This is a genomic window from Cupriavidus sp. CuC1 (assembly GCF_044627735.1).
Taxonomy (GTDB): domain Bacteria; phylum Pseudomonadota; class Gammaproteobacteria; order Burkholderiales; family Burkholderiaceae; genus Cupriavidus; species Cupriavidus ulmosensis.
Genome location: NZ_JBIUHC010000045.1, coordinates 33600 through 52328 on the forward strand (window position 1 = coordinate 33600; position 18729 = coordinate 52328).

The following is an 18729-nucleotide window of genomic DNA, read 5'->3' on the forward strand; positions in this document are numbered from 1 at the left end:
CAAGGACTCCTGCCATGACCTCCTCGAGCCTGGACCGCGCCGAGAGCGCGCCTGTCCCGCACCACGCCGCCGCATCGTCCCCGACCGCCATGGACCGCCTGGCCCTGCTGGTGATGCTGAGCGGCACCTTCATGGTGGTGATGGACTTCTTTATCGTGAACGTGGCTCTGCCGGCCATCCAGCGCGAGTTGCACGCCAGCGCCGGCGCGCTGCAGTTCGTGGTGGCGGGCTATGGCCTGGCCAATGCCGCCGGGCTGATCACCGGCGGGCGGCTGGGCGACATGCTTGGGCGGCGCCGCATGTTCATGCTGGGCCTGTTGCTGTTCGCGCTTGCTTCCGCCGCTTGCGGGCTTGCCCCGTCCGCGCCCGTGCTGGTAGCGGCGCGCGTGGCGCAGGGCCTGGCGGGCGCGCTGCTCCAGCCGCAGGTGCTGGCCATGCTCTCGCTCACCTACACCGGCCCGGCGCGCGCGCGGGCCTTCGCCGCGTACGGTCTCACGCTGGGCCTGGCAGCGCTGCTGGGCCAGCTGGTGGGCGGCGGGCTGATCCGGGCCGATCTGGGCGGGCTGGGCTGGCGCACTTGCTTCCTGATCAACGTGCCGGTGGCATTGATTGCCCTGCCGCTGGCGCCACGCGTGTTGCGCGCGTCGCCGGCCACCAGGGGCAGCAAGCCGGACGTGCCCGGCATGGCGCTGTTGGCGGCGGCACTGGGCGCGCTGGTGTGGCCACTGGTGGAAGGCAGGCAGCAAGGCTGGCCGCCGGCCGCACTGCTTACGCTGGCCATGGCGCCCGTGTTGATCGCCATGTTCGCCTGGCATCAGCGCCGGCTGCATGCGCGCGGCGGGCAGCCGCTGGTCAGCCCGGCGCTGTTCGCCGCACCGGGCTTTGCGCGCGGCCTGGCCGTGACGGTAGCCTTCTACGCCGGCAATGCCTCGTTCTACTTCGTGCTGGCCCTCTACCTGCAAGACGGCCTTGGCCTGAGCCCGCTGCAAGGCGGCGGCGCGTTCACGATGCTGGCGCTGGGCTTCTTTGCCACTTCACTGGCCGCGCCGCGCATCACCGCCCGCCTGGGGCGCTCATCCATCGCTTATGGCGCCATGCTGCTGGCGGCGGGCCACTGGCTGCAACTGGCGAACACGCTGCTGCCATGGCAGGCGCAAAGCACCGGCTCGCTGGCAGTGTTGCTGATCCTGCTGTTGGTAGAGGGCGCGGGCATCGGCATGGTGATGGCGCCGCTGGCCTGCGCCGTGCTGGCGGGGACGGCGCAACACCATGCAGGCGTGGCCGCCGGCGTGCTCGCCACGGTGCAGCAGGTAGGCAATTCGGTTGGCGTAGCGCTGGTCGGGAACCTGTTCTACGCGCGGCTGGAAGGCGCCGGCGCAGCGCATGGCTACGGCAGCGCCTTTGCCTCGTGCCTGGGATGTCTGCTGGGCCTTGCGCTGCTTGTCACCCACCTGTGTCGCGGGCGGCGGCTGGCCGCGGCCCCGTAGGCCGCACCAGCGGCGCTCGCTTGGGGCGCCGCTGACTGCCATCGCTGGCGGGGACATGGGACTGCTCGGTGCGGTTACTCCGACGCCAGCACGCCGTAGGGGCGCACGCGGATCTGGTTGATCACCTCCGAGACGCCATACACGTCATCGGCGACATCCTCGATCGCGTATTTCACGTGCCGCTGGGTCACCGTGCCTTCCAGGGTGACCACGCCGCTGCTCACCGACACGCTCACTTCGCTGACATCCAGTTCGTGATCCGTGGCAAGGCGGTCGCAGACATCCTCGCGAATGCGTTCATCGGAGCGCATGTAGCCCTTGGGACCCGTGCGACGGCCGCGAGCGTAGTCGCCGCGCTCCGCGTTCGGGAGTCCGGGATTGCCGCGAGCCAGCCCCTGCTGGGCCGCGCGGTATCCATCCGCATAGCCGCTGGAATAGCCGCTGACATAGCCGCGCCCGCCGGGCGCGCCGTCTGCCTCGTTGGAGGCAGATGCGCCGGCCACGCCGTAGCCTTCGCCGGCTCGCTCGTTGCCACTCTCCTGCCCCCAAGGCCGTCGCGATCCGGCGGCTGCGCCGGGCCCCCGGAACCGGGCTTGCGGATAGCGCGACTCATAGCGCGCGATCTCTTCTTCGCCGCGGCGCCAGCTATCGTCGCCGCGATCGCCCGAGAACCAGGCGGGCCGGCTGCGCTCGCCTGCGAGCTGCCGCTCGCGCATGGCGCCGGCCCGGTGCTCGTTGCGGGTGCCGTATGTGTTGCTTGCAACGTACGCGGGGTCGTCATCGCCGAGTTCATCGCGGTTGCCGCGCACGTACCGTTCCCGGCCGTATTCGTCTGTCCAATTGCCCATTGCCGTCTCCATGCTGGTTCCACGAAGGATGCGGGAGCACCCTTCAAGCGTATGGGAAGACGGGCGCAAATTCCGTACCGGATACCGGCGGCACTTGCCGAAAGCACGGTGGAGCAACGCCTGGCGGGACTGCGCACGGAGACCACGGGCCAGGGCATAGGGGATTGGCGCCGCGCGCCGCGTGTGCGCCTTACCGGGCCTTGTAAATTGGCGCAATGCCGCCAGAATCGGCTGGATTTCGCCTCTTCCGGCATCTAGAGTTACCAGCATCCTTCCCTATGCCCCGGCGCCCGGGTATCGAGGTACGCGCCGGCGGCGGCGACGAGGTGACTTATGCAGAACGGAAAAGACATCGCCCGCGACGCCACACCCGCCAGCCCGTGGCAGGTGCCGGACCTGACGCCAGAGCGGGTGTTGCAGCTCGGGATGGGCTTCTGGGCCGCCAAGACCCTGCTCAGCGCGGTCGAGCTTGGTGTGTTCACGCATCTGGCGAAAGCGCCGCAACCAGCTGGTGCCCTGGCCGCAGACCTTGGCCTGCATCCACGCGGCGCGGTAGATTTCCTCGATGCGCTGGTGGCCCTGCACCTGCTCGAGCGCGAAGACGCCGAGACGCCCAGCCGGTACAGCAACACGCCCGACACTGACCTCTTCCTGGACAAGGCAAAGCCCAGCTACGTAGGCGGCCTGCTGGAGATGGCCAATGCGCGCCTGTACCCAAGCTGGGGACGGCTGACCGACTCGCTGTGCTCCGGGCTGCCCCAGAGCGGGGCCGACGAGCACGGCGACCTCTTTGCCGCGATCTATCGGGACGAACAAGGCCTGCGCGGCTTCCTGCAGGCCATGACCGGCGTCAGCCTGGCCGCCGCCCAGGCGATGGTGCGCAAATTCCCTTGGGCGGAGTGCCAGACCTTTGTCGACATCGGCACAGCGCAAGGCGCCCTGCCGGTACAGATCGCGCTGGCCCACCCGCACCTGCGCGGTGGCGGCTTCGACCTGCCGGCGGTTGGCCCGGTCTTCGAGGAATACATTGCCTCGCACGGCCTGCAGGATCGGTTGCGCTTTTATGCCGGCGATTTCTTCAGCGACCCCTGCCCGCAGGCAGACGTGCTTGTGATGGGCCATATCCTGCACGACTGGGATCTCGAGCAGAAGCTCTACCTGCTGGAAAAGTGCCACGCGGCGCTGCCCGCCGGCGGACGCCTGATCGTCTACGACGCGATGATCGACGACGCGCGCAGGCAGAACGTGTTTGGCTTGCTGATGAGCCTGAACATGCTGATCGAAACCCCGGGCGGCTTTGATTACACCGGGGCGCAGTGTTGCGCGTGGGCCAGGCAAGTGGGCTTTGCGCAGGCGCGGGTGGAACCGCTCACCGGGCCGGACTCCATGATGATTGCGACCCGCCAATGACGTAGCAACGCCAACCCATCGGAGGGAACGTGCCATGGCTGAGATCGAAAAGGAACAAGTGGTTAGCGTGCTGAACCGGATCCTCGAAGCCGAGCTTGCGGGGGTGGTCCGCTATACCCATTACTCGTTGCTCGTGTTCGGCTTCGGCCGCATCCCGATCGTTTCCTGGCTGCGCGAGCAGGCCAATGAATCACTGCTGCATGCCCAGCAGGCGGGGGAATGGATTACCACGCTAGGCGCGTATCCGTCGCTGGCCATCGGCAAGCTGCTCGACAGCCACACTTTCGATACCGCCGCCATGCTGCGTGAATCGCTGGAAGCGGAAAACGCTGCCCTCGCACTGTATCGCCAGTTGCTGACGCTGGTGGAGGACCGCTCCGTGGCACTGGAGGAGTTCGCGCGCCAGATGATCCAGATCGAGGAACTGCATGCCGGCGAGGTCGACAAGATGCTGCGCAAGCCGGGGCAGACTGCCGCCTTTGCGCCGCCGCCAAAAGCCTGACGCGCGTGGTGCGCGGCCGGCTTGTGTCAACGCCGCGCGGAAGGCCGGCGCAGCACTTCGCCCAGGCCCGCGCGCGCCAGGCGCTGCGCGGCTTCGCGGCTGTTGCCGGTCCAGAAGCTCTGGTCGGCTTCGCCGATGCGGTCCGCTGTATTCTTCATGTGCAAGAAGGCGGCCTTGCGCGCCGCCTCCGGGTCGCGCGCCTGGATGGCCGCGCACATGGCTTCGTGCTCAGCGCGTACCTGCGCGGCCAGGTCGGTGCGCCGCGCCTCGTTGCCACGCGTGACGCGGATGGCATCCTGCAGCGCGCGCGTGAGCAGGCCGAGTAACTCGGTGTAATGCGGATTGCCGGTGGCGCGGGACACGGCCATATGGAATTCCAGGTCCTCCTCCACGCCGTCGCCGCCCGCGGCAACGGCCCGGTCGATCGCCTTCAGCGCGCGGCGGATCTGCGTCATCTCGGCCCCGCTGCGGCGCTCCGCCGCCAGCGCGGCCATCTCGGCCTCGATGCCGCGGCGCAACTCGATGATGCGGAGCACGCCCCGCGCGGGGTTGTCATCGCTGGACCCGAGCCGGAAGGCTTCGCTGGTCTTGGGGTCCAGCACCACGGTGCCGCTGCCCTGCCGGGTTTCAACCAGGCCTTCGGATTTCAGCCGGGAGATTGCTTCACGCACCACGGTACGGCTCACGCCGTATGCTTCGGTCATGAACTTCTCGGTGGGCAGGCGTGCATTGACCGGATAGGTGCCTTTGCGAATCTGCCCCGCCAGCAGCTCGGTGATGCGATCCGCCAGGGTCAGCTCGCCAGCCGGCTTTTTCGGCGCTGCCGCGTTCTTCACGGTGTCTGTGCGCATTCGGGCTCCATACTTGGGATGCAGGATGTTCTGAAGTTGGTGATGAGACTCGTCTGATGGCGATCATAGCACTGCGAACAAATTTGCTTGACAAACTCATAGTATAAATTTGTAATACAACTTAACGCCCACGGAACGGGCCCTGCAAGCGCCGTAGCAAGCCGGCAAGGTCTGCCAGTCGAGGCCAAAGGAGACGCAAAGAGCATGCTGCCAGCAGCAATGAGTACAACCTCCGCCATCCTCACCGAACAGGCTTACCTGTGCCGGCGTTTCACCCCGGCGGTGGAGGCTGAACTCGGCAGGCGCTACGCGCTGTGCCTGAACGCCGATGACGCGATCCTGGCGCCAGCGCAAATCGCGGAGCAGGCCGAAGGGGCCAACGTGCTCTTCGTGACGGCCACCGAGATCGTCGACGCCAGCCTGATGCGCGCGCTGCGCCCCACCCTGCATACCATCGCCACGCTCTCGGTCGGGCATGACCACATCGACCTGGCCGCGGCCCGCAAGCTCGGCATCCGCGTGCTGCACACGCCCGACGTGCTCAGCGACGCCTGCGCCGAGATCGCGCTCCTGCTGCTGCTCAACGCCTGCCGCCGTGGCTTCGAGGCCGACCGCATGGTGCGCAGCGGACAGTGGCCAGGCTGGGCGCCCACGCAACTGCTGGGCAAGGGCCTCGTCGGGCGCCGCCTCGGCATCTTCGGCATGGGCCGGATCGGCCGCGCCATCGCCACCCGCGCGCGCGGCTTCGGCCTGAGGATCCATTATCACAACCGCAGCCGCCTGGCGCCGGAACTGGAAGACGGCGCCGTCTACCATGACACCCTGGAAAGCCTGCTGGGCAACGCCGATATCCTGATGATCGCCGCGCCCGGCACGCCCCAGCTCAAGGGCGTGTTCGATCGCCGCCGCCTGGCCCTGCTGCCGGCCCGGGCCGTGGTCATCAACATCTCGCGCGGCGACCTGGTAGACGATGGCGCGCTGATCGAAGCGCTGCAAAGCGGCCAGGTATTCGCCGCCGGGCTCGACGTCTTTGCCAACGAGCCCAAGCTCGATCCCCGCTACCGCACGCTCGACAACGTCTTCCTCACCCCGCACATCGGCAGCGCCACGTTCGAGACCCGCGACGCCATGGGCTGGCTGCTGATCGACGGCCTGGAAGCGCTGGGCCGTGGCGAGGTGCCAACCAACCTGCTGGCCTGACTGGCCGTTCTTTCCCCTTCGATACGGCGCGCGCCCGCCGGGAGTTCCACCTGATGAAGATCACACGCACCTCGCTGTTGCGCCAGCAATGCCACCTCAACGGCCAGTGGGTGGACGCCGCCAACGGCGAAACCCCTGAACGAAGGCATCATCTCCACCGAGGTGGCCCGTTTGGCGGCGTAAAGGAATCCGGCGTTGGCCGCGAGGGCTCCAAGTACGGCATCGAGGACTACGTGGAAATCAAGTACATCTGCGCCGGCGGCCTTGGCGGCAAGCGCGGCTGAGCCACGCACCCGCGCTCAGATAATCGCACCGCGGAAAAAAACACAAGAACGGAGACGACATGAAAACAATCGGCATGATCGGCATTGGCATGATGGGCCATGGCATCGCCACCAACATCGCCAAGCACGGCCACCCGCTGGTGCTGCTCGACCATCCCGGCAACCAGCCGGTCGACAACCTGCTGGCCGCCGGCGCCACCACGGCCGCCACGCCGGCCGAGCTAGCGCGCGCGGTCGATATCGTGATCCTGTGCGTCACAGGCACGCCGGAAGTGGAGGATGTGCTGTTCCGCCCGGACGGCGTGCTTGCCGGCTTGCGCCAGGGCGCCGTGGTGATCGACTGCTCCACCGCCATCCCCTCCTCCACGGAGCGCATCGCCGCGGCGGTGGCCAAGGCCGGCGGACGCTTCCTCGACGCGCCCATGACGCGCACGCCCAAGGAAGCCGCGGAAGGCCGCCTCAACCTGATCGTCGGCGGCGACCGCGCCTTGTTCGAGCAATGCCGGCCATTGTTGGCCTGCTTCGCGGAAAACATCGTGCACGCCGGGCCCGCCGGCTCGGGCCACAGGCTCAAGCTGCTGCACAATTTTGTCTCGCTGGGCTTCTCAGCCGTGCTGGCGGAGGCCGCCGCCTGCGCCGAACGCTCCGACGTAGACCCGGCCGTGCTGGTGGAGGTGCTGGCCAAGGGCGGCGGAGACGGCGTGATCCTCAACCGCCTGCGCCCCTACATCGAGTCGCAGGACAAGTCCGGCTTCCGCTTCTCGATTGCCAACGCGCTCAAGGACATGGGCTACTACACCACGATGGCGCAGGAGCTCGGCGCCGCGCGGGCCACGGCGGAGGCGGTGCGGGATACCTACGAGCGCGCCAGCCACACCCCGCGGCCGCAGCCGACGGTGCCGGAGCTGATTTCGATCCTGGCAGACGAAGCCGGCAAGGCGGGCTGATCCTCGCTCAGATCGCCCGCAGGTCGGGCAGCAGGCGATCGCACTCGCGCTTCACCACGGCATAGCATTCGCACACGCGCTGCTCCAGCCCTGGCCGGTCGAGCACTTCGATATGACCGTGGTGGTAGCGAATCAGGCTGGCATTCTGCAGTTTCAGCGCCGCCTCCGTCACGCCCGACCGTCGTACGCCGAGCATGTTGGCGATCAGCTCCTGCGTCATCTTCAATTTGTTGCTTGGCAAGCGGTCCATGCTGAGCAACAGCCAGCGGCAAAGCTGCTGTTCGATGGAATGATGCCGGTTGCACACAGCGGTCTGCGCCATTTGCGTGATCAGCGCCTGCGTATAGCGCAGCAATAGCCGCTGCATGGGGCCGGCGCGATTGAATTCCGCCTTCATCGCGGCGCTGTCAAGCCGATAGGCGGTGCCGGCGCTTTGCACGATGGCGCGGCTCGGCGTGGTTTCGCCCCCCATGAACAGCGCAATCCCGACCATGCCTTCGTTGCCGACGATGGCGATCTCGGCCGATGCACCGTTTTCCATCACGTAGAGCAACGATATGATCGACGTGGTTGGAAAATACACATGATTGAGCCGGTCGCCAGACTCGTAGATCACCTGTCCCAGCGGCAAATCCACCAGCACCAGCAGCGGCGCCAGGCGCGCCCATTCCTCTTCCGGCAACACCGCCAACAGATGGTTGGCTCTCGCGTCTTCCTGCGTCTGCATGGGTGTGCCTCGTAGGTTCAGGACCTGCCTCTTGCCGGCAGCTGCCATGGCAAATGAGGGTCAGGACCGCTATCTGAGCCACAGTGTAAACCAGCCGCATGACGCGCTTATCGAAGCCACCAAACCCGGGTGGCGAGCGCTCGCCCCTTGCCCCGCCCCATAAAAAGAGAACCCTGCTTGCACGCTAGCGTACCGACTTGCCGTAGGCGCCCGCCTAAGATGCCCTCAGATGTCGATCGGCCAGATGCCATAGGGTCGCAAGGCCGCATCACAGCCAATGTATGCCTCTCCCTCCCCTTGGGGCATGCGGTAATTAGTGGCGCTCAACCCACTTGGCAGGGGAAACGATTTGGAGGGCACATGCAAGTCCAAGGTAATGGTCACAGTGTGATCGTCTATCCCGACATGATCGGTGGATGGTACTTCGCGGAAGTCAACGGGAAAGCCGTCTACCGCTTCGGGCCGTTCGAATCGCACAAGTTCGTCAGAGAGCTGGTCGTGGTGTTGTTCCCGAAGATCCCGGTTCTTGAGCTGGTAGAGCCGTCTCCAGAAATGGATGACAGCGCCCTGATGATCCTGGGCAATGGGGAACGGGTATCACAAGTCACAGAAGAGCAGGAGACTGCCAGGCAGTAGACGCGGCTGCGACCGGGCAGAGGTCGTGCAGCCGACCGGCGATGGCGGCAAACGCAAGCCAACGCTGAACGCAATTCCTTTCATGCCCTCGGCCTTCGGGCCGAGGGCTTTTTTTTTCATGGCGCGACCCGCCAGCTTCCGCGTCCGCCATCGTACCGACTTGCCTGCGAATCCGTGCCACTCTCGACTCGTAGCGGCCCCGCATCGCGGGCCCTCGCCGCGTGGCCAGGGCAACGCTACGGCTACCGAGGTGACATCATGCGCAGCGTTCTGGTTTTCCGGCTTAGCGGCATCGCTGCCGCTAGAAGCATTCAATCGACATTGCTTGCGTTGCCTGTTGCCCCAGTGCATATCGGCGGCCCCTGGTTTATCCAGCGCGACGACCAGCCCATGGAAGGGTTGCCCCGTGCCGCGGCCAGCCAAACAACGTATCGCGAGGAATGGACGATAGCGGGCGTTTTATGCGGAGCCGCGCTGGCCGTCATTGCAACTTTGCATCTTGGCACCTCAGCCGGCACCTTTGCCAGTGTGCTGGCCTGCGTGGCCAGCGGGTCCCTCGGCGGCTTTTTCGGCGGGTGGCTCGCGGGCCGGCTTGGCGCACACATCCGGCGAGGCAAGGTCGCCCGGGAACGCGCACGGCTTGCGCAAGGCGAAATGCTGCTGGTCGCAAGCTGCGCCAAGGACGCGAGGGATTCCGTCAAACTCATGATCAATGAGCTGGGCGGCGTGAGCGTTGAGGAACACAGTGACGTCATACCGGGTTTCCGGTGGGCATGAAACACTGCGAATGACCGTTGCAGCGCATCACGCCTGCGGCGTGGTATCGATAGGAGCATGTCATGCGAACTCGTCTCATTATTTGCGCTGCTGCGCTCGCGCTCACCCAAACGGGGTGCTTGTGGGTACCCGGTGGCGAAGGCCGGTCCGGTGGGGACGGTGGGTATCGCGGTGCAGACCGGCATGACAGCCGTCCGTACAACGAATGGAACAACGACCATCGCTCTGGCGATCGCGGGCAGATGAACGGCGCGGAGCGCACCGGCGATAGCCGGGGGCGCGACTACTCTCCGAGAAACGGCTGGATGCAATGACATTGCCGGATAGCACGCGCGGAAAATGCGGCACACCGCGGGTGCTATCATCCAACGGCCCTATCCCCCCGCAATCGCGCCGATGACGCCGGACCCCACACCAGACAAGCCCACTCCCGCCAACGCGCTCCCTGATATCCGCCGCCTGCGCGCCCGCTTTGTCGCCATTTCCTGGCGCGACCTGGCCGTGTCCTTCGGCCCCGTGCTGGTCTTTGCCCTGGCAGCCATCTGGCTCGCCGTCTGGCTGGTGCAGCCGGCGCCGCCGAGCAGCATCTCCATCAGCGCGGGCCCCAAGGGCAGCTCCTTCTACAACGCCGCCGAGAAGTACGCGATGATCCTTGCGCGCAATGGCATCACGCTGAATGTGCTGGCCTCGGAAGGCTCCCGCCAGAACGTGCAGCAGCTGGCCGATCGCAAGCAGGACGTTGGCCTGGCGCTGGTGCAAGGCGGTGTCTCCAGCGATGTGGACACCGAGGGCCTGGTCTCGCTGGGCAGCATGTTCTACGCGCCCATCACGGTGCTGTACCGCGGCAAGGAACAGCACAAACTATCCGACTTCCGCAAGTCGCGCATCGCGATCGGCCGTGAAGGCAGCGGTGCCCGCGCGCTGGCGCTGACGCTGCTCAAGGAAAACGGCATCGAGCCCGGCGGCAGCGCCGAGCTCATCGCGTTTGACGGCGACGACGCCGCGCAGGCGCTGGTCGACGGCAAGATCGACGTGGCCATGCTGACCGGCGATTCCGCCACCGGCCCAATCATGCGCAAACTGTTTCGCATGCCGGGTATCCGCCTGCTGGATTTCGCGCAGGCCGATGCTTATACGCGGCGCTTCCTCTATCTGCAGGAGCTGGTGTTGCCCGCCGGCGTATTCGACCTGGGTAAGAATCTCCCCGTGCACCCGATCCGCCTGATCGGCCCGACGGTGGAACTGGTGGCGCGCGACTCGCTGCATCCCGCCCTGTCCGACCTGCTGATCGAGGCCGCGCGCGAGGTCCACGGCAAGGCCGGGCTGCTGCAGAACGCCGGGCAGTTTCCCTCGGCCAGCGCGCATGAATTCCCGCTGAGCGACGACGCCACGCGCTACTACGCATCGGGCAAGGGCTTCCTCTACCGCCACCTGCCCTTCTGGCTGGCGAGCCTGCTCTCCCGTGCGCTGGTGCTGGTGCCGATTATCGTGATCCTGATTCCGGCCTTCCGGCTGGTGCCCTCGCTCTACAGGTGGCGGGTCAAGTCCCGCATCTATCGCTGGTACGGCGCCTTGATCGAAATCGAGCGCGTGGCGCTGGTGAACCCCTCGGAGGAAGAAAAGGCCGCCCTGGCCCAGCGCCTCGACCACATCGAAGACGCGGTCAACAAGATGAAGATGCCGCTCGCCTATGCCGACCAGTTCTATGTGCTGCGCGAGCATATCGTCTTTGTGCGCCGCAGGCTGACGGGCGCGCTCTGAGCTGGCGGGCGGCGCTACTTCCCCGCCGGCACGCCTAGCAGCCCCAGCGCCCGCGCCAGCACAGGCGACTGGTTGTCGGGATGCCAGATCACCGAATACTCCGCCTGCGCCTGTGCCGGCGCCCCCGCCAGCGGCTTGAGCACCACGCCGGGCAACGCCGCGCGCCCCAGCGTGCGCGGCACCAGCGATACGCCCCGCCCCAGCGCCACCAGGCTCACCACGGACAGCAGGTGCCTGGCGTAGTGCCGGATATTGGGGCTGAAGCCCGACTGCAGGCAGGTGGAGACGACCAGGTCGAAGTAGCCCGGCGCGCTCTCGCGCGGAATCACGATGAAGGGCTCTTCCACCAACTCCGCGGGATCCACCCGCCGCTTGCCCGCCAGCCGGTGCGTGGCCGGCAGCGCGGCAACCAGCGGCGTGCGCGCCACCAGGTGCGCGCTCATCTCGGCGGCGCCCGTCTGCACCTGGGCAAAGCCGAGGTCGATGCGGTCATGGCGCAAGGCCTCGACCTGCTCGGACGAGCCCATCTCCTCCCACACCGTCTCCACGCCGGCCAGGTCGCGCTCCAGCCGCGCGAAGAGTTTTTCGATGCCGATGTAGATCACCGCGGCCACGAAGCCGATGCGCAAGGTGCCGGTCTCGCCGTGCTCGGCGCGCCGCACCACCTGCATGGCCACCTCGGCCTGGCTGAGTATCCGCCGCGCTTCCTGGACCAGCGCGCTGCCAGCCGGCGTGAGCCGCACGCTGCGCTTGTTGCGATCGAACAGCATCACACCGAGCTGTGCCTCGAGCTGCTGGATATGCTTGGTCAGCGGCGGCTGGGAGATGCGCAGGCGCTCGGCAGCGCGGCCAAAGTGCAGTTCCTCGGCCAGGGCCAGGAACATCCGCAGGTCTCGCAATTCCATGAAACGTCTCGCGTCGGGATAAGGGGCCAGTAATTCTAATTTGGAATTAGTCTGTTCCAAAAAATATATTGGACGATGCCATGCCGCGCTACGCACAATGCATGCAGCATCGCAATGCACCGCACCGCACCGCACCAGAACGTACAACAACGCGATATGGAGGCAAAGCCCTGCCTGCCCGGCAGCTCGTCGTCCGTACGTACGTGCGTACACGACGGTCCACGTACCTCCTGACGAGCGCCACCATGACAAGACTTGCCCCTCTAGCCCCCGCCGACATGACGCCCGAGCAGCGCGCCGTGCACGACACCATCGTGGCCGGCCCGCGCGGTCAGGTACGCGGCCCGCTGGCGGTCTGGCTGCATCGCCCCAAGCTGGCCGCCACCGCGCAGGCACTGGGCCAGTACTGCCGCTATGACTCGTCGCTGCCCACTCGCCTGTCCGAGCTCGCCATCCTGGTCATGGGCGAGTTCTGGGGCGCGGAGTTCGAATGGTGGGCCCACAAGCCACTGGCACTCAAGGCCGGCATCACCGCCGAGGTGGTGGAAGCCATCCGCACAGGCCAGGCGCCGCAGTTCGCGCACGACGACGAGGCCGTGGTCTACGCTGTGATGCGCGCCCTCAACCAGGAACGCAAGATCCCCGCCCCGCTCTACCAGCAAGCCGTGAGCTTGCTGGGCCAGGACAGCGTGATCGACCTGGTCGGCCTGGCCGGCTACTACACCTTGATCTCCATGACGATCAACGCCTTCGAGGTCATGCCGCCCGAGGGCACCCCGCCGGAACTCAGCGCCTGAGCGCTGCCTGCATCCACCGCCCCCCACACGAACAATCGCCACACAAGGAACGTCAGATCATGTCGCAAAGACTGCAAGGAAAAGTCGTCATCGTCACCGGCGCGGGCTGCGTCGGCCCCGGCTGGGGCAATGGCCGCGCGGTAGCGGTACGCTTTGCCGAGGAAGGCGCCAAGGTGTTCGCCGTGGACAAGAGCGCCCACGCCATGGAAGAAACCCTGGCCCGGGTCCGCGCGGTACAAGGCGAGGTTGAGCCCTACACCTGCGACATGACCAGCGCCGCCGAGGTAGAGGCCATGGTCAAGGCCTGCGTGGCGCGCTTCGGGCGCGTGGACATCCTCGTCAACAACGTGGGCGGCTCGGCGCGCGGCGGCCCGGTGGACCTGAGCGAGGCGGACTGGGACAAGCAACTGGATTTCAACCTCAAGAGCGTCTACCTGGCTTGCAAGCACGTGCTGCCGCTGATGGAGAACCAGGGCGGCGGCGCCATCGTCAACACCGCCTCCACCTCCGGCATCCGCTGGACGGGCGCGGCGCAGGTGGGCTATGCATCGGCGAAAGCGGCCGTCATCCAGTTCTCGCGCGTGGTGGCGGTGGAATATGCCAAGAAGAAGGTGCGCGTCAATACGGTCATCCCCGGGCAGATGCATACGCCCATGGTGGAGGCCCGCCTGGCCGGCCAGCGCGCCGGGGGTGACGTCGAAGCGCTGCTGGCACAGCGTGTGGCGCGCATCCCCCTGGGTTTCATGGGCGATGGCCGCGACACCGCCAATGCGGCGCTGTTCCTGGCGTCCGACGAGGCGCGCTTCATCACCGGCACGGAGATCGTGGTCGATGGCGGCATGAGCGTGCGCTGCGACTAGGACCAGGCGGCGGCGTTCGCCGCAAGTCATCACCGATAAGAACACCACAGGAGACTGTTTCACGATGGCATCGCGCAAATCAATCGTCATGGCTGCCAGAGCGCCAATCATGCAACGGCGCACGCTGTTGCAGGCCATGCTGGCCACAGCCGTGGCAGGCACCGCCCTCATCGCCGGCACCGCGCAGGCAAGTAGCTACCCCGACAAACCCCTGCGCATGCTGGTCGCGTTCTCGCCCGGCGGGCCCACCGACATCATCGCGCGCGTGATCGCACGCAAGCTGGGGGACCGGCTTGGCCAGCAGGTGGTGGTGGAGAACCGGCCCGGCGCCGGCGGCAATATCGCCGCCGAGCAGGTCTCAAAAGCGCCTGCGGACGGCTACACGCTGCTCTACAACAGCTCGTCCATCGCCATCTCCCCTGCGCTGTTTCACAAGCCGGCCCTGAACCCGGGCGAGATCTTCACGCCGGTGGCGTATGTCGCCACGGTGCCGCTGGTGGTGATCGTCAATGCGTCGACGCCGGTGAAGACGCCGCAGGAATTCCTCAACCTGCTCAAGTCCAAGCCGGGCAAGCTCAATTTCGGCTCGTCCGGCAACGGCACCATCGACCACCTGACCAGCGTGCTGTTTGCCGCCAAGACTGGCACCGAGTTCAACCATATTCCATACAAGGGCAACGCCGCCGCCCTGCCGGACCTGCTCTCCGGCCGGCTCGACTTCATGATGTCCGGCAGCCTGAACGCCGTCATGCCCTATATCAAGGACGGCAAGCTGCGCGCCATCGCGGCCACCACCAGCCGCCGCGTTTCCGTGCTGCCGGATACGCCGACGCTGGCCGAGACCATCACGCCGGGCTTCGACTCCGGTACCTGGCAAGGCATCGTGGCGCCGCGCGGCCTGCCTGCCGACATTGTCAGCCGCCTGAACCGCGACATTGCCGCCGTGCTCAAGGACCCGGAGACCGTCGCCGCGCTGCAGGCGCAAGGCGCCGAGCCCACCGGCGGCACCCCCGCCAGGTACGGCGAACTGATCAAGGCCGAATACGCCCGCTGGACGCGCGTGGTCAAGGAAACCGGCGCCAGCTCCGACTGATCTTCCAAAGGACACCAGACACACCATGACCGATCAAGACGTTGTTGCCACTGGTGCCACTCATGCCACTCGTGCCGCATCCGGCGGCATCTGGGACTGCCACACGCATATCTTCGGCCCCTATGCGCAGCACCCGTTGCCGGCGAACGCCATCTACAGCCCGCCCCCGGCACCGTTCTCCGAGCTGCACGCGTTGCACGCCGGCCTCGGCGTCGCCCATGGCGTGCTGGTGCAAGGCGCCTGCTACGGCGACGACCATAGCGCCCTGCTGACGGCGCTGGATAGCAGCGCCGGCACCTATCGCGGCGTGGCGCTGATCGATCCGCAGATCGAGGAAGCCCGCCTGGCGGACATGCATGCGCGTGGCGTGCGGGGCATCCGGCTCGGCCTGATGTCTCACCTGGGCGGGCGCATCGATCCCGGCCGCATGCTGGCTATCCTGGATCGCATCCGCCCCTACGGCTGGCATGCGCTGCTGCACGGCGAATTGAAGGACGTGAACGGCGCGCTGGAGACCCTTGCTCCGCATGGCGTGACGCTGGTGATCGACCACATGGCCCGCGTCAAGGCAGCGGATGGCGTGGACTATCCCGCCTTCGCGGCATTCGAGCGGTTCCTTGCCTTGCCCAACGTGTGGATCAAGCTCTCCGGCGCAGACCGCATCACCGGCGGCGCACCGTCCGACGCCGCAGCGGTGGTAGCGCGCAGGATGCTGGACATCGCGCCGGGCCGCGCCATCTGGGGCAGCGACTGGCCCCATCCGAACATTGCCTACCCCCGCCCGGACGAGGCGCAGTTGCTCGCTTGGGTACGCGCTGTGTGCGGCGACGCCGACACCGCCGCCTCGGTGCTGGTGCGCAACCCGGCGCGCCTGTACGCATAACACGCCGCAAGCAAGCCAAAAGCAAGCCTGAAACTGGAGACATCATGCATAACAACGTGAATACGCCGATGCCGCTGTGCCGCTACCCGGACCCCGCCGTCCAGGTGCTCAACCCCGCCTTCGAGAAGTACCACCTGGTGCTGGCCGCGGTGGAGCGCATCGCCAGCGGCAGCCGCTGGGCCGAAGGCCCGGTCTGGTTCGGCGACGGCCGCTACCTGCTGTGGAGCGACATTCCCAACAACCGCATCCTCAAATGGGAAGAAGAAACGGGTGCAGTCAGTGAATTCCGCACCCCGTCCAGCAACGCCAACGGCAATACCCGCGACCGACAGGGCCGCCTGGTGACCTGCGAGCACGGCGGCCGGCGCATCACGCGCACCGAGTACGACGGCAGCATTACCGTGCTGATGGACAGCTTCGATGGCAAGCGCCTGAACTCCCCCAATGACCTGGTGGTGAAATCCGATGGCTCGATCTGGTTCACCGACCCGCCCTTCGGCATTGCCGGCTACTACCAGGGCGAGCACGCCGAGCAGGAATTGCCCGAGCGGGTCTACCGGCTGGACCCTGCCACCGGCAAAGCCGCCGTGGTGGCCGACGACATCAGCGGACCCAACGGCCTGGCCTTCTCGCCCGACGAACGCACCCTGTACGTGATCGAGTCGCGCGCACGTCCGCGCCGCATTCGCGCGATCGAGGTCGATGCCAGCGGCACCGGCCTGGGCGCCAGCCGCGTGCTGGTGGACGCCGGCCCCGGCACGCCGGATGGGTTCCGCGTGGATGTAGACGGCAATCTCTGGTGCGGCTGGGGCATGGGAGCGCCGGAGCTGGACGGCGTGCGCGTGTTCTCGCCCCAGGGTGAGCCGATCGGCCATATCTCGTTGCCCGAACGCTGCGCCAACCTCTGCTTTGGCGGCCGCCATCGAAATCGGCTCTTCATGGCCTCGTGCACGTCGATCTATTCGCTTTACGTCAACACGCAAGGCGCGCTGGGCGGCTAAGCGTGCCGCGCCGCACGTTGACCACAAAACGCCGAAAACCGGAGACCACCCATGCCCTTTAGCGCCTCGCCCCGCGGCACCTTTGCCACGGCGCTTCTCGCCTGCCTGTTTGCACCGCTGCTTGCCATGCCCGGCGCCGCCCAGGCGACCCCCATCACCCGGCTGGTGGTGGCGTTTCCCGCCGGCGGCCCGGCCGACTCGCTCGCCCGCGCGATCTCGCGCCAGCTCGAGACCGAGCTCAAGCAGACCGTGGTGATCGACAACCGCCCCGGGGCCAATGGCGCCATCGCCGCCGGCTTTGTCGCCAAATCGCCAGCGGATGGCTCGGTCCTGTTCCTCACCAGCGCCGGCGCCATCGTCATCAACCCGGCGCTGTACGCCAACCTGCCCTACAACCCGCAGAAGGATCTTGCGCCCATCTCCATGGTAGTGAACACGCCGGAGGTGCTGGTGGTCAAGCCCGATGCGCCCGCCGCCACCGCGGCCGCCTTCGTCAAGCAAGCGCAACAGGCGGGCAAGCCGCCAAGCCTTGCCTCCACCGGCGTCGGCAGCATGCCGCACATGGCCATCGAGCTGTTCAAGGCAGCCACCAGCGTCAACTTCCTGCATGTAGCCTACAAAGGCGCCGCGCCAGCCATCACCGACACCCTCGGCGGGCAGGTGGACGCCTTCTTCGGCGACGCCTCCGGCCTGATGCCCTTTATCACCAGCAAGCGCCTCAAGCCCATCGGCGTAGCCGCGCCCAAGCGCCTGTCCTTCCTGCCCGACGTGCCCACACTGACGGAGCTCGGCATCAGGAATGTCGAAGCCAGCAACTGGTACGGCATGATGGCCCCGGCCGGCACCCCGAGCGCCGTGGTCACCCGCGTCAACGAAGCGCTGCGCCGCACGCTGGCCACGCCCGAAGTGCGCAAGAGCCTCGACCAGCTCGGCCTGGTGCCCGCCCCGGGCAGCGCCGCGGACTTTGCCGGCATCATCCGCACCGATTCCGCGAAATGGGCCCGCGTCATCAAGGACCAGAACATCCATGGAGAATAAGATGATGCCCTCCGACACCCCGGCGCCCTCGCCCCTGCCCTGCCGCCTCAACCTGTTCTGCTCGCCCCGTTCGCCCTTTGTGCGCCGCGTCATGGTGGCAGCCCATGAACTCGGGCTGGCGCAAGACCTCCACTGCATCGACACCGTGGTCGCCATGACCGGCTGCCACGCCGGGCTGATGCAGATCAACCCGCTCAACAAGATCCCCACGCTGATCACCGAGGACGGCGCGGCGCTGTTCGATACGGTGCTGATCTGCGAATACCTGGACAGCGTGGCTGCGGTGCCGTCGCTGTTCCCGCAAGCGCGCACCGCGCGCCTGCAATCCATGCGCTGGCATGCACTGGGGCATGGCCTGACCGATCTGCTGGTGCTGTGGCGCAACGAACGCAACCGGCCCCCGGCAAAGCAGTCGGGCGAAGTCATGCGCGCCTGGGGCAGCAAGGCGAGCGCTACGCTGGGCCGCCTGCAGACCGAGGCTGCGGCGTTGCAAGCAGCGCCCCTCTCGATCGGACAGATTGCGGTGGCTTGCGCGCTGGGCTACCTGGATTTCCGCTTCGAGGAGATGCGGTGGCGGGATAGCGTGCCGGTGCTGGGGGCATGGTTCGATGGGTTCAACCAGCGGGCTTCGATGCAGGCGACGCTGCCGGCGCTGGCTTGAGCCTGGCCATATAGCGCGATCTGTGTGCGCGACTATGGTGTCCAAGCCAGGCCTCTTCCTC

General features: G+C 66.8%; 19 protein-coding genes and 1 pseudogene. 16 read left to right on the forward strand and 4 right to left on the reverse strand.

Annotated features, from left to right (window positions below):
• The first annotated feature begins 14 nt into the window (after positions 1 to 14).
• Positions 15 to 1487, forward strand: a complete 1473-nt coding sequence (locus ACGLHR_RS20285) for an MFS transporter (protein WP_400096071.1) — start codon at positions 15 to 17, stop codon at positions 1485 to 1487.
• Between the two features lie 74 nt (positions 1488 to 1561).
• Here ACGLHR_RS20285 and ACGLHR_RS20290 read toward each other — a convergent pair whose 3' ends face one another.
• On the reverse strand, positions 1562 to 2335 hold the full coding sequence (locus ACGLHR_RS20290) for a BON domain-containing protein (RefSeq protein ID WP_400096072.1): 774 nt from the start codon (positions 2333 to 2335) through the stop codon (positions 1562 to 1564).
• Positions 2336 to 2668: 333 nt separating this feature from the next.
• On the opposite strand from ACGLHR_RS20290, the gene ACGLHR_RS20295 reads away from it, so the two are divergent.
• Positions 2669 to 3745 carry a methyltransferase gene (locus ACGLHR_RS20295; protein WP_400096073.1) on the forward strand — a complete coding sequence of 359 codons (1077 nt, stop codon included), beginning with the start codon at positions 2669 to 2671 and terminating at the stop codon, positions 3743 to 3745.
• 34 nt (positions 3746 to 3779) lie between these two features.
• Complete coding sequence (locus ACGLHR_RS20300; protein WP_318234119.1) at positions 3780 to 4247, forward strand: ferritin-like domain-containing protein; 468 nt, start codon at positions 3780 to 3782, stop codon at positions 4245 to 4247.
• Between the two features lie 26 nt (positions 4248 to 4273).
• Here the strand turns inward: ACGLHR_RS20300 and ACGLHR_RS20305 are convergent, their stop codons facing one another.
• Positions 4274 to 5098: a FadR/GntR family transcriptional regulator gene (locus tag ACGLHR_RS20305; protein WP_400096074.1), complete on the reverse strand. Its 825-nt coding sequence runs from the start codon at positions 5096 to 5098 to the stop codon at positions 4274 to 4276.
• A 219-nt stretch (positions 5099 to 5317) separates the two neighbouring features.
• Here ACGLHR_RS20305 and ACGLHR_RS20310 point away from each other — a divergent pair, with 219 nt between their 5' ends.
• From ACGLHR_RS20310 to ACGLHR_RS20320, 3 genes and pseudogenes are all read left to right on the forward strand, one after another.
• Positions 5318 to 6298, forward strand: a complete 981-nt coding sequence (locus tag ACGLHR_RS20310) for a 2-hydroxyacid dehydrogenase (RefSeq protein ID WP_400096075.1) — start codon at positions 5318 to 5320, stop codon at positions 6296 to 6298.
• A 135-nt stretch (positions 6299 to 6433) separates the two neighbouring features.
• Positions 6434 to 6582: pseudogene (locus ACGLHR_RS20315) on the forward strand (aldehyde dehydrogenase family protein); the annotation flags it as partial.
• A gap of 59 nt (positions 6583 to 6641) precedes the next feature.
• Complete coding sequence (locus ACGLHR_RS20320; protein WP_400096076.1) at positions 6642 to 7529, forward strand: NAD(P)-dependent oxidoreductase; 888 nt, start codon at positions 6642 to 6644, stop codon at positions 7527 to 7529.
• A 7-nt stretch (positions 7530 to 7536) separates the two neighbouring features.
• Here the strand turns inward: ACGLHR_RS20320 and ACGLHR_RS20325 are convergent, their stop codons facing one another.
• Positions 7537 to 8256, reverse strand: a complete 720-nt coding sequence (locus tag ACGLHR_RS20325; protein WP_318234115.1) for a Crp/Fnr family transcriptional regulator — start codon at positions 8254 to 8256, stop codon at positions 7537 to 7539.
• Positions 8257 to 8616: 360 nt separating this feature from the next.
• On the opposite strand from ACGLHR_RS20325, the gene ACGLHR_RS20330 reads away from it, so the two are divergent.
• From ACGLHR_RS20330 to ACGLHR_RS20340, 3 genes are all read left to right on the forward strand, one after another.
• Positions 8617 to 8892, forward strand: a complete 276-nt coding sequence (locus ACGLHR_RS20330; protein ID WP_400096077.1) for a hypothetical protein — start codon at positions 8617 to 8619, stop codon at positions 8890 to 8892.
• Positions 8893 to 9150: 258 nt separating this feature from the next.
• Entirely contained in the window at positions 9151 to 9669 is a 519-nt protein-coding gene (locus tag ACGLHR_RS20335; protein ID WP_400096078.1) for a hypothetical protein, read from the forward strand.
• Positions 9670 to 10065: 396 nt separating this feature from the next.
• Positions 10066 to 11430 carry a TAXI family TRAP transporter solute-binding subunit gene (locus ACGLHR_RS20340; protein WP_400096079.1) on the forward strand — a complete coding sequence of 455 codons (1365 nt, stop codon included), beginning with the start codon at positions 10066 to 10068 and terminating at the stop codon, positions 11428 to 11430.
• A gap of 14 nt (positions 11431 to 11444) precedes the next feature.
• Here the strand turns inward: ACGLHR_RS20340 and ACGLHR_RS20345 are convergent, their stop codons facing one another.
• A complete protein-coding gene (locus ACGLHR_RS20345) occupies positions 11445 to 12335 on the reverse strand; it encodes a LysR substrate-binding domain-containing protein (protein ID WP_318234111.1) in 891 nt (296 codons plus the stop codon).
• A 245-nt stretch (positions 12336 to 12580) separates the two neighbouring features.
• Between ACGLHR_RS20345 and ACGLHR_RS20350 the strand changes: the two genes are divergently transcribed.
• The 7 genes from ACGLHR_RS20350 to ACGLHR_RS20380 all read left to right on the forward strand — a co-directional run bounded on the left by ACGLHR_RS20350 (position 12581) and on the right by ACGLHR_RS20380 (position 18668).
• Positions 12581 to 13132, forward strand: a complete 552-nt coding sequence (locus ACGLHR_RS20350; RefSeq protein WP_400096080.1) for a carboxymuconolactone decarboxylase family protein — start codon at positions 12581 to 12583, stop codon at positions 13130 to 13132.
• Positions 13133 to 13191: 59 nt separating this feature from the next.
• The gene (locus tag ACGLHR_RS20355; protein ID WP_400096081.1) at positions 13192 to 13992 is read left to right on the forward strand and encodes an SDR family NAD(P)-dependent oxidoreductase; all 801 of its coding nucleotides are present in this window, start codon (positions 13192 to 13194) and stop codon (positions 13990 to 13992) included.
• A 109-nt stretch (positions 13993 to 14101) separates the two neighbouring features.
• Positions 14102 to 15085: a Bug family tripartite tricarboxylate transporter substrate binding protein gene (locus ACGLHR_RS20360; protein ID WP_400096082.1), complete on the forward strand. Its 984-nt coding sequence runs from the start codon at positions 14102 to 14104 to the stop codon at positions 15083 to 15085.
• Between the two features lie 25 nt (positions 15086 to 15110).
• Positions 15111 to 15968 carry an amidohydrolase family protein gene (locus tag ACGLHR_RS20365; protein ID WP_400096083.1) on the forward strand — a complete coding sequence of 286 codons (858 nt, stop codon included), beginning with the start codon at positions 15111 to 15113 and terminating at the stop codon, positions 15966 to 15968.
• Positions 15969 to 16012: 44 nt separating this feature from the next.
• Positions 16013 to 16969 (forward strand): SMP-30/gluconolactonase/LRE family protein, encoded by a 957-nt coding sequence (locus ACGLHR_RS20370; protein ID WP_400096084.1) that lies wholly within the window; start codon positions 16013 to 16015, stop codon positions 16967 to 16969.
• Positions 16970 to 17020: 51 nt separating this feature from the next.
• Positions 17021 to 18007 (forward strand): Bug family tripartite tricarboxylate transporter substrate binding protein, encoded by a 987-nt coding sequence (locus ACGLHR_RS20375; protein ID WP_400096085.1) that lies wholly within the window; start codon positions 17021 to 17023, stop codon positions 18005 to 18007.
• A 1-nt stretch (position 18008) separates the two neighbouring features.
• The gene (locus ACGLHR_RS20380; protein WP_400096086.1) at positions 18009 to 18668 is read left to right on the forward strand and encodes a glutathione S-transferase family protein; all 660 of its coding nucleotides are present in this window, start codon (positions 18009 to 18011) and stop codon (positions 18666 to 18668) included.
• Positions 18669 to 18729: the final 61 nt, after the last annotated feature.

What these genes read in the sequence shown, in the direction of transcription:
- ACGLHR_RS20370 (WP_400096084.1), top strand. Translation starts at nt 16,013, where the DNA reads ATGCATAACAACGTGAATACGCCGATGCCGCTGTGCCGCTACCCGGAC.
- ACGLHR_RS20295 (WP_400096073.1), top strand. Translation starts at nt 2,669, where the DNA reads ATGCAGAACGGAAAAGACATCGCCCGCGACGCCACACCCGCCAGCCCG.
- ACGLHR_RS20350 (WP_400096080.1), top strand. Translation starts at nt 12,581, where the DNA reads ATGACAAGACTTGCCCCTCTAGCCCCCGCCGACATGACGCCCGAGCAG.
- ACGLHR_RS20325 (WP_318234115.1), bottom strand. Translation starts at nt 8,256, where the DNA reads ATGCAGACGCAGGAAGACGCGAGAGCCAACCATCTGTTGGCGGTGTTG.
- ACGLHR_RS20290 (WP_400096072.1), bottom strand. Translation starts at nt 2,335, where the DNA reads ATGGGCAATTGGACAGACGAATACGGCCGGGAACGGTACGTGCGCGGC.
- ACGLHR_RS20365 (WP_400096083.1), top strand. Translation starts at nt 15,111, where the DNA reads ATGACCGATCAAGACGTTGTTGCCACTGGTGCCACTCATGCCACTCGT.
- ACGLHR_RS20355 (WP_400096081.1), top strand. Translation starts at nt 13,192, where the DNA reads ATGTCGCAAAGACTGCAAGGAAAAGTCGTCATCGTCACCGGCGCGGGC.
- ACGLHR_RS20380 (WP_400096086.1), top strand. Translation starts at nt 18,009, where the DNA reads ATGATGCCCTCCGACACCCCGGCGCCCTCGCCCCTGCCCTGCCGCCTC.
- ACGLHR_RS20320 (WP_400096076.1), top strand. Translation starts at nt 6,642, where the DNA reads ATGAAAACAATCGGCATGATCGGCATTGGCATGATGGGCCATGGCATC.
- ACGLHR_RS20305 (WP_400096074.1), bottom strand. Translation starts at nt 5,098, where the DNA reads ATGCGCACAGACACCGTGAAGAACGCGGCAGCGCCGAAAAAGCCGGCT.
- ACGLHR_RS20375 (WP_400096085.1), top strand. Translation starts at nt 17,021, where the DNA reads ATGCCCTTTAGCGCCTCGCCCCGCGGCACCTTTGCCACGGCGCTTCTC.
- ACGLHR_RS20360 (WP_400096082.1), top strand. Translation starts at nt 14,102, where the DNA reads ATGCAACGGCGCACGCTGTTGCAGGCCATGCTGGCCACAGCCGTGGCA.
- ACGLHR_RS20285 (WP_400096071.1), top strand. Translation starts at nt 15, where the DNA reads ATGACCTCCTCGAGCCTGGACCGCGCCGAGAGCGCGCCTGTCCCGCAC.
- ACGLHR_RS20300 (WP_318234119.1), top strand. Translation starts at nt 3,780, where the DNA reads ATGGCTGAGATCGAAAAGGAACAAGTGGTTAGCGTGCTGAACCGGATC.
- ACGLHR_RS20335 (WP_400096078.1), top strand. Translation starts at nt 9,151, where the DNA reads ATGCGCAGCGTTCTGGTTTTCCGGCTTAGCGGCATCGCTGCCGCTAGA.
- ACGLHR_RS20310 (WP_400096075.1), top strand. Translation starts at nt 5,318, where the DNA reads ATGAGTACAACCTCCGCCATCCTCACCGAACAGGCTTACCTGTGCCGG.
- ACGLHR_RS20330 (WP_400096077.1), top strand. Translation starts at nt 8,617, where the DNA reads ATGCAAGTCCAAGGTAATGGTCACAGTGTGATCGTCTATCCCGACATG.
- ACGLHR_RS20340 (WP_400096079.1), top strand. Translation starts at nt 10,066, where the DNA reads ATGACGCCGGACCCCACACCAGACAAGCCCACTCCCGCCAACGCGCTC.
- ACGLHR_RS20345 (WP_318234111.1), bottom strand. Translation starts at nt 12,335, where the DNA reads ATGGAATTGCGAGACCTGCGGATGTTCCTGGCCCTGGCCGAGGAACTG.